The following is a 13901-nucleotide window of genomic DNA, read 5'->3' as shown; positions in this document are numbered from 1 at the left end:
GGAGGCTTAGCTCAGCTGGGAGAGCATCTGCCTTACAAGCAGAGGGTCGGGGGTTCGAACCCCTCAGCCTCCACCATTTAACTCATGATTATTAGAGTTTTGAAATGCAAAATAGAAATATTCATCGATATTGGGGATTAGCCAAGCGGTAAGGCAACGGACTTTGACTCCGTCATGCATAGGTTCGAATCCTATATCCCCAGCCACTTCACACCAAAAAGTGAAGTTGCGCTTTGAAGGTGATTCCGAATACTTTTCGGAGGCCCTGATATGCGAGCCATTAGCTCAGTTGGTAGAGCACCTGACTTTTAATCAGGGTGTCGAAGGTTCGAGTCCTTCATGGCTCACCATTGTTTCATCTTGTGCGCGTGTGGCGGAATTGGCAGACGCACTAGACTTAGGATCTAGCGTCTTTGACGTGGGGGTTCAAGTCCCTCCACGCGCACCATTTATGCGGACGTGGCTCAGCGGTAGAGCATCGCCTTGCCAAGGCGAGGGTCGCGGGTTCGATTCCCGTCGTCCGCTCCATTTGCGCCCTTAGCTCAGCTGGATAGAGCGTTTGACTACGAATCAAAAGGTCGGGAGTTCGAATCTCTCAGGGCGTGCCATTTTTTCAAAGATTAATATCGGGATGTAGCTCAGCTTGGTAGAGCACCTGGTTTGGGACCAGGGGGTCGCATGTTCAAATCGTGTCATCCCGATTTGCTTAGGCGTTATTGCCCATAAAAGTAATCAGAATATGCTCCAAAGCATAAGGTCACTTTTGTGGGGTGATATGCGGGTGTAGTTCAATGGTAGAACTCCAGCCTTCCAAGCTGGTAGCGTGGGTTCGATTCCCATCACCCGCTCCATACATATGCAGGACATCACACACGGTGATGTTTTTTTTACATATTTACACGACTATCCTGCGAAGTGTTAATGTGATAAAGAATGCAGTCATATCAAGGGCTTTTTGGACTAATGTTTATCGTAGAAGGGCATATCAATAGCATGAGTTTTGTCGATTTGGCTAATTTTTTCGCCTGAAAAATGCAGATTTTCATTCGCTTTTATTGTATGATGTTAGGAAGGCGTTACGTCCTAAAGATAAACTGCTGAAACGGGTTGAGATGGGAGGAGTAGCATGACTGAACTTACAGTAACCGCAAAGAGCAATTCCAACAATCTGCTGCGGCGTGATGTACGGTTCCTTGGCAATATTCTTGGGGAAGTTCTTGTCCATCAAGGAGGCAATGAGCTTTTAGATATAGTTGAGAAAATTCGCGAAACGAGTAAATCGTTGCGATCCGTATTCCTGCCGGAATTGTTTGCAGATTTCAAAGGGATTATCAGCACGCTGGAACCAGACATTCGCCATCAGGTGATTCGTGCGTTTGCCATTTACTTTCAATTGGTTAATATCGCAGAGCAGAATCATCGCATACGCCGCAAGCGTGATTACGAGCGTTCCGCTGGGGAGAGTGTTCAACCAGGTTCCATTGAAAGTGCGATCCAGGATTTGAAAGAGCGCAATATTACGTTTGAAGAAGTTCAAGAAATTCTCGAAAGTCTATCCCTTGAGCTGGTAATGACAGCTCATCCGACAGAAGCGATGCGTCGGGCTATTCTGGATATTCATAAACGGATAGCAGACGATGTTATGCAACTGGACAACCCGACACTGACATTCCGCGAACGAGAGCAGCTTCGGGAGAAATTACTGAATGAGGTTATCACACTGTGGCAAACCGATGAGCTTCGTGATCGCAAGCCGACGGTTCTTGATGAAGTCAGAAACGGCATGTATTATTTTCACGAGACTCTGTTTCACATTCTGCCAGAGGTTTATCAAGAGCTGGAGCGCTGCCTAAGTAAGTATTACCCGGGTCACCATTGGCACGTTCCAACCTATTTGCGTTTCGGTTCATGGATTGGTGGCGATCGGGACGGAAATCCTTCAGTGACGGCGGACGTAACATGGAGAACGCTCGAAATGCAGCGGAAGCTTGCAGTTCGTGAATATCAACGGATCTTGCGTGAATTCATGAAATACCTCAGCTTCAGTTCATCCATTGTGAGCGTTTCGGATGAATTGCTTCAATCCATCGAAAAAGACCGCGAGCATGTGACACTGAAAAAGATGGAAATTTGGCACAATGAGAAAGAGCCTTATCGTGTAAAACTGGTATATATGTTAGCTAAAATGAGTCATATTCTTGATGAAAACATGACAGGAAGCGAGCGGTACCAGTCTCCTGAAGAGTTTATTGAGGATTTGAATATCATTGATCGAAGCTTGCGTTTCCATTTTGCTGACTATGTTGCAGACACTTATATCCAGAAGCTGATTCGCCAGGCGGAGTTGTTTGGTTTCCATACAGCAACACTGGATATCAGACAGCATAGCCAAGAGCATGAGAACGCAATGGCCGAAATTCTTCGTAAAATGAACGTCACTCAGGATTACGCACAAATGAGCGAGGACGAGAAAATCGAGCTGCTCAATAACCTGCTTAACGATCCTCGACCGTTGACAACTCCATATCAGGAGTATAGCGACAGCACCGAAGAATGCCTTGAAGTCTATCGCACGGTATTCCGCGCACAGCAGGAGTTTGGTGTGAAATGTATTTCGAGTTATTTGATCAGTATGTCGGAAGGAGCAAGCGACATTCTTGAAGTGATGGTGTTTGCCAAAGAGGTCGGACTCTTCCGCAAGGATAATGATGGTTCTGTGGTTGCTACATTACAGGCTGCCCCATTGTTCGAGACGATTGAGGACCTTCATGCAGCGCCTGAAATTATGCGCAAGCTCTTCAGCCTGCCGATTTATCGTGAGGCCGTAAGCGCAATGAATGAACTGCAGGAGATCATGCTGGGCTACTCTGACAGCAACAAGGATGGCGGAGCTATTACAGCAAATTGGGAGCTGCAGGTAGCGCTCAAGGATATTACCGCTGTAGGCAACGAATACGGCATCAGGCTGAAATACTTCCATGGACGCGGCGGATCGCTTGGACGCGGCGGCATGCCTCTGAACCGCAGCATTTTGGCTCAGCCGGCATCCACTATTGCTGGCGGCATCAAAATCACGGAACAAGGCGAGGTGATATCCTCCCGCTATTCCTTGAAAGGAATAGCTTACCGCAGCTTGGACCAGGCCACTTCAGCACTTATTACGGCTTCTCTGAATGCACGCTATGCTGAAACCGAATCGACCGAGAAGGAATGGGAAGAGATTTCTTCCAGCATTTCGGCCGCTTCACAGAAGAAATATCAGGATTTGATATTCCGTGACCCGGATTTCCTTAGCTTCTTCAAGGAATCCACACCGCTTCCTGAGGTGGGAGAACTGAATATTGGCTCCCGACCTTCCAAGCGTAAGAACAGTGACCGTTTCGAGGACCTGAGAGCCATTCCTTGGGTGTTTGCGTGGACGCAGAGCCGTTACCTGCTTCCAGCATGGTACGCGGCTGGTACGGGCTTACAGAGCTTCTATCAGGACAAGGAAGAGAATCTGAAGGTGCTTCAGAAGATGTATACGAGTTATCCGTTCTTTACTTCGTTAATTGACACGCTTCAGATGGCTCTTGCCAAGGCCGATCTGATCATCGCCAAGGAGTACTCTTTGATGACGAAGGATGACAAAGCTCGAGAGCGTATCTTCGGATTGATACAGGATGAGTTCAATTTGACGAAGGAGCTTGTTCTCAAGATAACCGGTCAACAGGACATTCTGGATAACCAGCCGGTCCTTCAGGAGTCCATCCGTCTCCGAAACCCTTATGTCGATCCGCTCAGCTATTTGCAGGTTCAACTGCTTAATGAGCTGCGTGAACTTAGAGAGCAAGAGCAGGATGACGATCCGGATCTGCTCCGGGAAGTACTCCTCACGATCAACGGCATTGCAGCAGGGCTGCGCAATACAGGTTGATTTTTGTAACTGGTCAAAAGGGTAGGCAAGGGTTAATATAAAGCGAGGTTCCCCTGTGGGCCTCGTTTTTTCATCTATGAGGTTGCTTGCCTGCTGATCATGAATTTACAGGCTGCAGGAAGCGTATCTTTGATATGGAAATGGGATTGTTTTTGAATTATTGTTGATTTTTAGAAACAGTTGAATTACCATTTGAATGATGCTTTTTAGACGTTACCCATCAGACCATTCTGGGGGAATTATGGTGGACAATTTGGATGTAAGACTGGCGAAGCTGGCCCGAAAAGGGGATCAGAGAGCTTTTGCCGAAATCGTAGAGCTGTATAAGGATAAGATTTTTCATCTGGCTTACCGGATGCTGAGCAACCGCCATGAGGCCGAGGATGTCGTACAAGAGACTTTTCTGCGTGTGTATAAGAACCTTGATCGATATGACGAGAACCAAAAATTCTCAACTTGGATATATCGTATTGGCACAAATCTTAGCATTGATCGGCTGCGTAAACGCAAGCCTTCTTTCTCGCTGGACGCAGATCTGAATGAAAGTGAAGGCATGGACGGCTACTCCCTGATTCCGAGTGATAACCGTACACCTGAGAGCGAGATGCTGCTGTCCGAAACACAGCGCATCATTCATCAGGCTATTGATGGACTCCCTGCGAAGTACAAGACGATCATGATCCTTCGGTACATCCAGGATTTATCACTGCAGGAGGTCAGCGAGATTATGGACTTGCCTGTAACAACGATCAAGACGAGAGTACATCGCGGACGTGAATTTTTGCGAAAAAAATTAGAGTACAAGCTTTGAGGAAAAACGCCTATCGCCGTTCTTAGAGGAAGACAGACAGCGTTTATGGGCGCTTTTTCTTGAGGAATCAGAAAGTCATGTCATTTCATCTTTCTTTCCGATTTTCTTAAAAAAAAATTGAAACATCCCCGATTCCGGCACGTATGAACAATAAGCAAGTCTTATGCCTCTCAGGAGGTATAGACCCAGCAAAGAGATTGAATGAAAGGATTGGCTCACAAATGGATTGCAAATTAGCCGTCTCTTTGATGCATGATTATCTGGATAATGACTTGTCCAACCCGCAGCAGCTAGAATTGCAGAAGCATTTGCTGGATTGTGCTGACTGTCGGAATTACTTCGAGAAGCTGGAGCATACCGATATGCTTCTTTTTTCCTTAACTCATCATGCGACCAAGCCATCAGATGATTTAACGGATCGTATAATGGGCATGCTGCCGCAGCCCAAGACACAAAAAGTCTGGGTCAAATGGGTTAGGAATCATCCTGCGCTCACGGCTGCAGCAATGTTTTTGGTTGTCATGCTCTTTAGTACAATCAGTTTTTGGAGTCAGGATAATCAGCTGGTTGTGAAGAGTGATGAATTCGAAAAACTGGTGATTGAAGGAGATACCGTCATTATTCCTCCAGATCAGATCATCACGGGAGATATTACAGTTGAGAATGGCAAAGCTAAGGTTTATGGCCAGGTTAATGGCAATTTGACGGTCATTGACGGAGAATTATTTCAGGCTTCCACCGCACATATAGCAGGTCAAGTGAAAGATATAGATAGGGCAATGGATTGGATATGGTATAAAATTTCCACTCTGTTTACAGATGTCGCTTATCGCTAGGTGAAAGCCGCAGCTTGCTGAATGAAAGCGCCTCTTTTCAGTGAAAAGAAGGCGCTTCTTTTGTTGATTTTAGGCTTCTAAATACGAAAAGCGAGGGACGTCCGCTTGCATCGGAAAGATTAACGTTATAACCTAGAGAGTGTAGAGCACATACTACATATATAGTCTCAAGCGTTACTCAAGAGGAAGTTCAAAAAGTCCTGGGGCATTCACGAAGGATTATGTGGGCAGGTTCGGTATCGAATCCTGCGATCATCTTCGAGGAACCGGATGGATTGGGCCCGCACTTAAAGGAAATGACGGGGGTTGCTGTATGGAGTATTTCACAGATATGACCTGGGGTGAAACCATTAAAGATATCATCGATATCCTTATCGTTACTTATATAATATATCAATTGATTCTGCTCGTCCGAGGTACAAGGGCGGTCCAGCTGCTTAAAGGGATTCTTGTGCTGGTTGTCATCTGGGCGCTTAGCACCTGGTTTGATTTGTACACACTCAAATGGCTGATGAATCAGATCTTTACATTTGGGGTGCTTGCCATCTTTATCATCTTCCAACCGGAGCTTAGACGTGGTCTGGAGCAGCTTGGGCGAGGTAAGCTGTTCGGACGGGGCGGGGATGTTGATGAGGAGACGAATAAGTTAATCAGCGAAACCATTAAGGCGGTTAATTATTTGTCGAGGCGCAAAATAGGGGCTCTGATCGTGTTTGAACGGACCACAGGCCTGAATGAATTTGTAGAATCGGGAATTCCGATGCGGTCTGTGATCAGCTCGGAGTTGTTCATTAACATTTTTATACCGAATACACCTCTCCATGATGGGGCGGTCATCATTCAGAATGGTCAAATTGCAGCGGCAGGCTGTTATTTGCCACTATCAGAGAATCCTTTTATCAGCAAGGAACTGGGAACGAGGCATCGTGCAGCCATCGGTATCAGTGAAGTGGGGGATGCGATTTCTGTTGTTGTATCCGAGGAGACTGGACAAGTATCGCTGGCTTTGAATGGACAAGTGGTTCGGGATATCAAGGAAGAGTCTCTGATCTCCAAGCTGTATGAGGAGCTTCGTCCTGCCGCATCCATAAAGGAGAAACGCTCGTTCTTCTGGAAACGGAAGGGGGATGGCCGTAATGGATAAATGGATCAAGAACAACACGGCAAGCAAATTGATTGCTTTGGCGGTCAGTATCCTGTTATGGGCAATGGTTCATATGGACAGTGGAGCGCCTGCCCCGCCAACTACATTTTATGATACCAAGATCATTGAAGGCGTTAAGATCCAGACTTATGGATTTGATGATAGTGAATATGCATTAACCGGCATTGATAAAGATCGCGTGAATCTCGAAGTTCGAGGGAAGAAGTCCAACATTGCGCTCTTGACGGATGAATATAAAGTGAAACTTGATCTGAGTACTATCAAAGAACCGGGTACACACACACTTCCGTTAACTTCCTCCATTCCAAGCGGAGTTGAGCTGGTATCGATGGAACCTTCCGCTGTAACCGTAACGGTAGAGACAAGAGTATCGGAATCCGTTACGGTAAGTATTGGCACGAAGGGGGAACCGGCAAAAGATTACCGAGCCGGAACACCCGTGCTGATTGACCCACGACAGGTCACCGTAACCCTGCCAGAATCGTCGATGGCGAATTTGGGACAGGTCAAAGGTAACGTGGATCTGGATGGAGCCAAGGAGAAAATTACGGAGAAGCGAGTCAAGCTTACAGCATATGATAAGCAAGGCGTCGAGATGGAGGATGCGGTCATTGAACCTGCTGCGGTAGCGGCTGAAGTACCGATTGAACCTGCGTTCGTGACTCTTCCTCTGGAGCTTGAATATACGGGAAGACTGCCGGAAGGATTCGTTTTATCCAAGGTAGACCAGAAGGTAAAAGAAGTGAAGCTGTTCGGCAGCAAGGAGGCACTCGCAGGAGCTGGGACCTATATCGAAGCCGCGATCAACTTGGGAGAAGTTAGGAACTCCGGAACAACAGTGCTTACGGCCGACTTGACGCCGCCCGAAGGTTTTGAGAAAATCGAGCCGAGCTCTATAACAGTGGATGTTACGGCCGTATCGCATGGTGAACGGGTTGTTAATGGCATTCCCATTACGTTAAAAGGGGTCTCCTCAGGCCTGGATGCTGTAATAACCGATCCGAAAACGCAGACGATATCCTTGACGCTTACCGGTGCGCCGGATTTGCTGAATAGTCTGGAGCCATCAGACATCGGGGTTGAAGCGAATGCGGCCGGCTTGAAGGCGGGGGTGCACGAAATTCCGCTGCAGATCACATTGCCAAGTTTCATCAACCGAGCGGACCGGAATCGACTTGTCATTAAAGTGGAGCTGAAGGACAATTCCAAGCCAGTTACAACGGATCCAAGCAGCTCTAACAACGAGGGAACCGACAAAGACAAGCCTGATTCACCGGGAACGGGATCAGGTAATGATCAAGTGGAGAATCCGCCTGCGCCTCCCACGAACGAGGGCACGGATAACTCCGGATCAGGAGAAAGTCCATCCCATCCGCCGGGAGACGGATCGAACGATGGAACAACGGGGTCAGAATCATCACAAGATGGATAATATCGAAGAGTAGATAAAGGAGTATATAAAACATGGGGAAATATTTTGGTACAGATGGAGTAAGAGGAGTTGCGAATCAAGAACTGACAGCGGAAATGGCTTATAGCATCGGTCGCTGCGGCGGCTATGTGTTGACAGGTGATAAAGAGAAGCCAACCGTAATCATCGGTATGGATACCCGGGTATCCGGGGCTATGCTGGAGTCGGCTTTGGTTGCAGGCCTGCTGTCCATCGGTGCACACGTCATTCGTTTGGGTGTTGTAAGCACTCCCGCGGTGGCATATATTACAAGACTGTTGAAAGCTGATGCAGGTGTCATGATCTCGGCATCGCACAATCCGGTGCAGGACAACGGCATCAAGTTCTTCGGCGGAGACGGCTTCAAGCTGTCGGATGAAACAGAACTCAAGATTGAAGAGCTGATGGATGCCGAAACGGATAATCTGCCGCGTCCGATCGGAGCTGATTTAGGTGAGCTTCTCGTTGATGATGAATCGAAAAATAAATACCTGGATTATCTGAAAACCACGGTTAGCAACCGGTTTGACGGCTTGAAAATCGTGCTCGACTGTGCAAATGGTGCTGCTTATGAGCTGGCTCCGAAACTTTTCCGTGAGTTGGGTGCTGACGTAATCACCATTGGCGCTGAGCCGAATGGCCTGAATATTAATGATCACTGTGGATCTACACACCCAGAGAAACTCGTTGAGGCTGTGCTTGCTCATGGGGCTGATCTCGGTCTTGCTTTTGACGGTGATGCGGATCGTCTGATTGCGATTGACGGTAAAGGCGAGGAAGTGGATGGCGACTTCATCCTATGCATTTGCGGTGACGCTATGAACCGTGCGGGCAAGCTTAAGGAAGGCACGATCGTTTCGACCGTCATGAGTAACATCGGCTTTTATAAAGCATGTGAGAGCTTGAAGCTGAAAACAGCAAAAACCGCAGTCGGCGACCGTTATGTCATGGAAGAAATGCGCCGCGGCGGGTATAACCTGGGCGGAGAGCAATCCGGACATGTCATTTTCCTGGATCACAACACGACCGGTGATGGCATTTTGACGGGGATTCAACTGGTGGATACGTTGGTAGCCTCCGGGAAGCCTCTGCATGAACTGAAGAGCAGCATGCGCAAGTACCCGCAAGTGCTGGTTAATGTACGTGTGGGTGATAAGAGCAAATATCAAGGAAATGCGGTTATCGAGTCCGCGATTGCTGAGGTTGAGGGCATTCTGGGCGATAACGGCCGTGTCTTGGTTCGCCCATCGGGTACGGAATCCCTTATTCGAGTCATGGCGGAAGGCCCGGACAAAGAAGAGCTCGATCGTTATGTTACGCAGATTGCGGATGTAGTGAAGCGGGAATTGGCGTAAGTCTAAGGGTGTATTTTTCAAGGAAAGCAGACTAATTTCTGTCAGGGCCAGTGAACTATGCTGTTCGGTTCACTGGCCCACAGCTTTTCCAATATGCCGAGTGTATGAAAGCGCAACACACCCTGTCCTGTCTGCGAACATAGCTGTGTAAGTCATCGCCTGTGAACATAGGTCATTCGATGTCATTAGTGTGGGTTATAGTGTGTAGAGTTCAGTCGGGCAAGGAAACGGCCGAGTTGCCAAAGTGATGATGTGTGAATATAATAAAGGATGTTATTCAAGAATAGAAAGTGAGGACCGTGAGGTTACTATAAGCTTCATAAGCGCCAGAGCTTGTACCTGCGCGGGGATTGGTTATTGCTTGATGGAATGACCAAACGGCAGAACGCAAGTTGACGAGGTAGAGGTGTTCGGATTATTCGGCGGGGACCTCTCGGTGATGCACCAACCGTAAGCGGATCACGGAAAAGGAATGGGCGACCGTTCTGACAACGTATTTGCAGGTGCTGCACAATAACTTATATACCAAAACATGAATGTGCGATCTAGAATGCGACAGCGCGGTGGAAGAAGAGTGCATTCATGTCTGTTCAACTAAAATCAGCCTACGTATTGCTGGGTTTCTTGAACGTTGATAATTGAATAGATCATTCTTCTTTCCTCATACCGCACAGATGCTGCCGTGTTCTATTTCCGCCTAACTATTATAGGGAAATCGAACGGAGGAATCATACTATGTGTGGTATTGTCGGATATATTGGAAATCAGAAAACGCAAACGGTGTTGATCGAAGGATTGAGAAAGCTTGAGTATCGTGGATACGATTCTGCTGGGATCGCGGTCTTCACGAATGAAGGTCTGCGCGTTGCGAAGGCACAAGGACGTCTTGCCAACTTGGAGGAGAGACTGGAGTCTGCTCCCCTCGTAGGAACCGCAGGTATCGGTCATACCCGCTGGGCTACGCATGGCCGTCCATCGGACGTGAACTCTCATCCGCATACAGACGAAAGCCAGAAGTTCTCCGTTGTTCATAACGGTATCGTTGAGAACTATTTGGAGCTGAAGGAAGAGCTGATCAGTCAAGGACATCACTTTGTTTCGGAGACCGATACAGAAGTTATTTCCCACCTCATTGCCCGTGTGTATGACGGTGATATCGTTAAGGCCGTCCAGAAGGCGATCTCTTACATGAGAGGTGCATTTGCCCTTGGAGTCTTAACCGAGTATGAGCCGGATCGTCTGGTGGCTGTGCGTCAAGCAAGCCCGCTTATTATCGGTCTTGGCGAAGGAGAGAATTTCATCGGTTCTGATATTCCGGCGATTTTGAAATATACACGGAACGTATATATTCTTAACGATGGAGAGATGGCTCTCTTGACGGCAGATGCTGTCGAATTAATGACCATTGAGGGGAACTTTATTTCTCGGGAAATGATTCGTGTCGATTGGGATGCTGTTACAGCGGAAAAAGGCGGATTCGATCACTTCATGCTGAAGGAAATCCATGAGCAGCCAAAAGCATACCGTGATACGATGCTGGGCCGCGTGGATGAGAGCGGACGCAAAGTGGTTCTGCCTGAACTGAAGCTGACCCAGGAACATATTAAGAACATTCGCAATGTGCAGATCGTTGCCTGTGGTACGGCTTATCATGCTGGTCTTGTTGGACGCAGCGTGATCGAAGAAATGGTACGCATTCCGGTAGAAAATGATGTGGCTTCCGAGTATCGTTACCGTTCGCCAATCGTTACACCAGAGACCCTTGTCATCGTGGTGAGCCAATCCGGTGAGACGGCTGACACATTGGCTGCGCTTCGTGAAGCCCAGAGCCACGGTGCTCATGTCCTGGCCATCACGAACGTAGTAGGCAGCTCGATTGCCCGTGAAGCGAATGATGTACTCGGCACGCTGGCTGGTCCAGAGATTGCTGTAGCGTCCACTAAAGCTTATACCTCACAGTTGATTGCGTTCTATCTGTTTGGTCTGTACCTGGCTCAAGTACGTGGTACAATGACTGAGGACGCTGTTGCTGAAGTCATTGCAGCGATGGAAGCACTGCCTGAACAGGTGGAATCCATGCTGACCAACGCGGAATCCATTAAGGGATATGCCGAGCAAATTGCGGAGCATGAGAACCTGTTCTTCATCGGCCGTGGTCAGGACTACGCCGTGGCACAGGAAGGCTCCCTGAAACTCAAGGAGATCTCTTACATTCATTCCGAGGCGTATGCTGCCGGCGAGCTGAAGCATGGTACGCTTGCCCTTATTGAAGAGGGGATACCAGTCATTGCCCTGGCAACCCAGGAAGCGGTGTTGGAGAAAACCGTAAGTAACATCAAGGAAGTGAAGGCACGTGGCGCTGAAGTAATGGCAATTACGTATGAAGAACATGTGGCTGGCCTGCTGAAATCCGTGGATCAAGCCTTTGCCATTCCGAAGACCTTGCCGATCTTGACGGCTGCTGTGTCTGTAGTTCCACTGCAGCTCCTTGCTTACTATGCATCTCTTGCCCGTGGCAACGACGTGGATAAGCCGCGTAACCTGGCGAAGAGCGTGACGGTGGAGTAAGGAAAGAGGGTGGGAGCAAGGGAAATATAAGCTTCCCAGTAGTACAAAATGTAAGAGTAAAATATGTGGAAACACATATAAGATATCGTATATAGTGGGCAGTCTAAGGGAGTCATCCCAGGCTGCCCTCTTTTTATTTCAATGAACATTATTTCGTGTAGAAATTTTATATGTGCTGGTTTAAAGAAGCTGGTTGAGCTTGTTTATCTCATCGAAATTTCAAAGCGGTCGTGGCTGGCTGTGATTCGATGGAGTTGTGCCGACCCAGGAAAGTCGGTGCTCCCTATATTGTTACGGTAAAGCTGACTTACAAGATGCCGCTCAGAACTGAAAAGCAAACACCAAAAAGCACCTGATACTATCAGGTGCTTTTTGGTATGCTACTGCTACTGCTCCGCGTACGGCATTTTATGCAAACGTAATCCAGCCCTTATGGGACATAGCTTACTCCAAGCTTTTGCTTAATTTGACAATCTGGTTCCAGCCCTCGTCGATGCTGATTTTACCGAACATAATCGACTGCGTGATGTTGTCGTACTCCTTCGTGAAGTTAGCCCAGCCGCCCTTATTCCCCGGGCCGGGGTCAAATGCGGCGCCGTCCTTGGATACCTCGTTGATCAGACCGAGGGAGCTTTTATCGACGTCCGTAAATTTAGGCTGGAGCGCATCGGCTACGCTTTTATTGACGGGAATCCCCCGCGAAGTGCCCAAGATTTCTCCGGCTTCCTCGCTGTTGACGAACCAGTCGATAAACTCCTTCGCTTCCTCTTTATATTGGCTGTTGGGGCTGACACTCCAATACATGGAGGCTTTCAGCCAGCCGCTCGCCTGCGTGGCCCTCGGCTGAGTCGTTAGTGCCATCACGCCAGGTTTTAAGGCATCCGTTCCGCCGAATTCCGCCGCATGTGCGCCCCGAAGCAGAATCTTTTCCTGGATGAGCAGGTCCATTTGCGCGTCCTGTCCTTTATCCGACACGGTCACGTCAGGAGGCGTCACAAGTTGTTCTTTGCGAAGCTCAGCCCATTGGTTCATCCAATCCTTCCAGGTAGTCTCGTCATAATGGAATTTTCCGTCCTTGCTCATGGAGAAGCCTTTGCCCATGCTCAGCTGATAGGACATATAGGACGCGCCATCCGCGGTCAGGTCCCGCGTGAGGTATTGGTCTTTGGCCAGCCTCGGTTTCAGGTCGCGCGCCATGGCAAAAAACTCGTCCCATGTCTTTGGCGGTTGAATGCCGAGACTGTCCATCATCGTTTTGTTGTACACCATGCCCCAGGCATTGTTGCCCAGCGGCATCGCGTACAATTTGCCCTGATAGGTGCCGGTCTCAAGCAGCACCTTATCGATCTTGTCCGTCGGAATGGAGGAGAGATCCTCCAGCCGTCTGCTGGATGCCCAATCGTTGAACCAGGCAGCATCCATTTGGAAGATATCCGGTGTATTTTTCCCCGCGGACTGGGTAGACAGCTTGTCCTGGTACCCGTCGAACGACTGGTACTCTGGTTCGAAAGTGATGCCCGGATGCTTTTCAGAGTATAAATCAAGCGCTTTCAAAGTTGCGTCATGCCGGGCTTGAGAGCCCCACCACATGATCCGGAGTGTGATGGACTTGCCGTTTCCCGAATCCGCGGATCCGCCTTCTTCCTTCTTGACCCCGCTGCAAGCGGAGAGAATGAGTGATAGTGAAAGCACTGCCGCAGCGCCAGTGGCGAGACGATGCCATGATTTTCTCATCGGATGAACCTCCCTTAAGTAACTGATCTACTTCTTCACTTAACGTACCAAGTCCAGAGCCTCCCT

8 protein-coding genes and 8 tRNA genes are annotated in these 13901 nt (G+C 48.5%); 15 read left to right on the top strand and 1 reads right to left on the bottom strand.

The features are described from left to right. From PVOR_RS27695 to glmS, 15 genes are all read left to right on the top strand, one after another. Window positions 1–76, top strand: a tRNA-Val gene (locus tag PVOR_RS27695). Between the two features lie 55 nt (window positions 77–131). Beyond that, window positions 132–206, top strand: a tRNA-Gln gene (locus PVOR_RS27690). A gap of 68 nt (window positions 207–274) precedes the next feature. Beyond that, window positions 275–350: transfer RNA gene (locus PVOR_RS27685), tRNA-Lys, on the top strand. A 14-nt stretch (window positions 351–364) separates the two neighbouring features. Then, window positions 365–448: transfer RNA gene (locus tag PVOR_RS27680), tRNA-Leu, on the top strand. Between the two features lie 5 nt (window positions 449–453). Continuing rightward, window positions 454–528, top strand: a tRNA-Gly gene (locus PVOR_RS27675). 3 nt (window positions 529–531) lie between these two features. Further along, a tRNA-Arg gene (locus PVOR_RS27670) sits at window positions 532–608 on the top strand. Window positions 609–627: 19 nt separating this feature from the next. Beyond that, window positions 628–701, top strand: a tRNA-Pro gene (locus PVOR_RS27665). 76 nt (window positions 702–777) lie between these two features. Beyond that, a tRNA-Gly gene (locus PVOR_RS27660) sits at window positions 778–851 on the top strand. Between the two features lie 275 nt (window positions 852–1126). Further along, window positions 1127–3916, top strand: coding sequence for a phosphoenolpyruvate carboxylase (gene ppc, locus PVOR_RS27655; protein ID WP_006212877.1), 2790 nt, complete (start codon window positions 1127–1129; stop codon window positions 3914–3916). A gap of 241 nt (window positions 3917–4157) precedes the next feature. Next, window positions 4158–4727, top strand: a complete 570-nt coding sequence (sigW, locus tag PVOR_RS27650; RefSeq protein WP_006212876.1) for an RNA polymerase sigma factor SigW — start codon at window positions 4158–4160, stop codon at window positions 4725–4727. Between the two features lie 221 nt (window positions 4728–4948). Next, window positions 4949–5563: a zf-HC2 domain-containing protein gene (locus PVOR_RS27645; protein WP_040681072.1), complete on the top strand. Its 615-nt coding sequence runs from the start codon at window positions 4949–4951 to the stop codon at window positions 5561–5563. A 313-nt stretch (window positions 5564–5876) separates the two neighbouring features. Further along, a complete protein-coding gene (cdaA, locus tag PVOR_RS27640) occupies window positions 5877–6707 on the top strand; it encodes a diadenylate cyclase CdaA (protein WP_006212874.1) in 831 nt (276 codons plus the stop codon). Beyond that, window positions 6700–8160: a CdaR family protein gene (locus PVOR_RS27635; protein WP_006212873.1), complete on the top strand. Its 1461-nt coding sequence runs from the start codon at window positions 6700–6702 to the stop codon at window positions 8158–8160. The genes cdaA and PVOR_RS27635 overlap by 8 nt, the downstream gene beginning before the upstream one ends. Window positions 8161–8192: 32 nt before the next feature. Further along, the gene (gene glmM / locus PVOR_RS27630; RefSeq protein ID WP_006212872.1) at window positions 8193–9533 is read left to right on the top strand and encodes a phosphoglucosamine mutase; all 1341 of its coding nucleotides are present in this window, start codon (window positions 8193–8195) and stop codon (window positions 9531–9533) included. Window positions 9534–10268: 735 nt separating this feature from the next. Then, window positions 10269–12101, top strand: a complete 1833-nt coding sequence (gene glmS / locus PVOR_RS27625; RefSeq protein WP_006212870.1) for a glutamine--fructose-6-phosphate transaminase (isomerizing) — start codon at window positions 10269–10271, stop codon at window positions 12099–12101. Window positions 12102–12545: 444 nt separating this feature from the next. Here the strand turns inward: glmS and PVOR_RS27620 are convergent, their stop codons facing one another. Next, window positions 12546–13835, bottom strand: coding sequence for an ABC transporter substrate-binding protein (locus PVOR_RS27620; protein WP_006212869.1), 1290 nt, complete (start codon window positions 13833–13835; stop codon window positions 12546–12548). Window positions 13836–13901 lie beyond the last annotated feature (66 nt).

It is taken from the genome of Paenibacillus vortex V453 (genome assembly GCF_000193415.1).
GTDB classification, from domain to species: Bacteria; Bacillota; Bacilli; order Paenibacillales; family Paenibacillaceae; genus Paenibacillus_AQ; species Paenibacillus_AQ glucanolyticus.
Note: the sequence above shows the minus strand (reverse complement) of the source record. Positions and strands in the feature narration are given on the sequence as shown.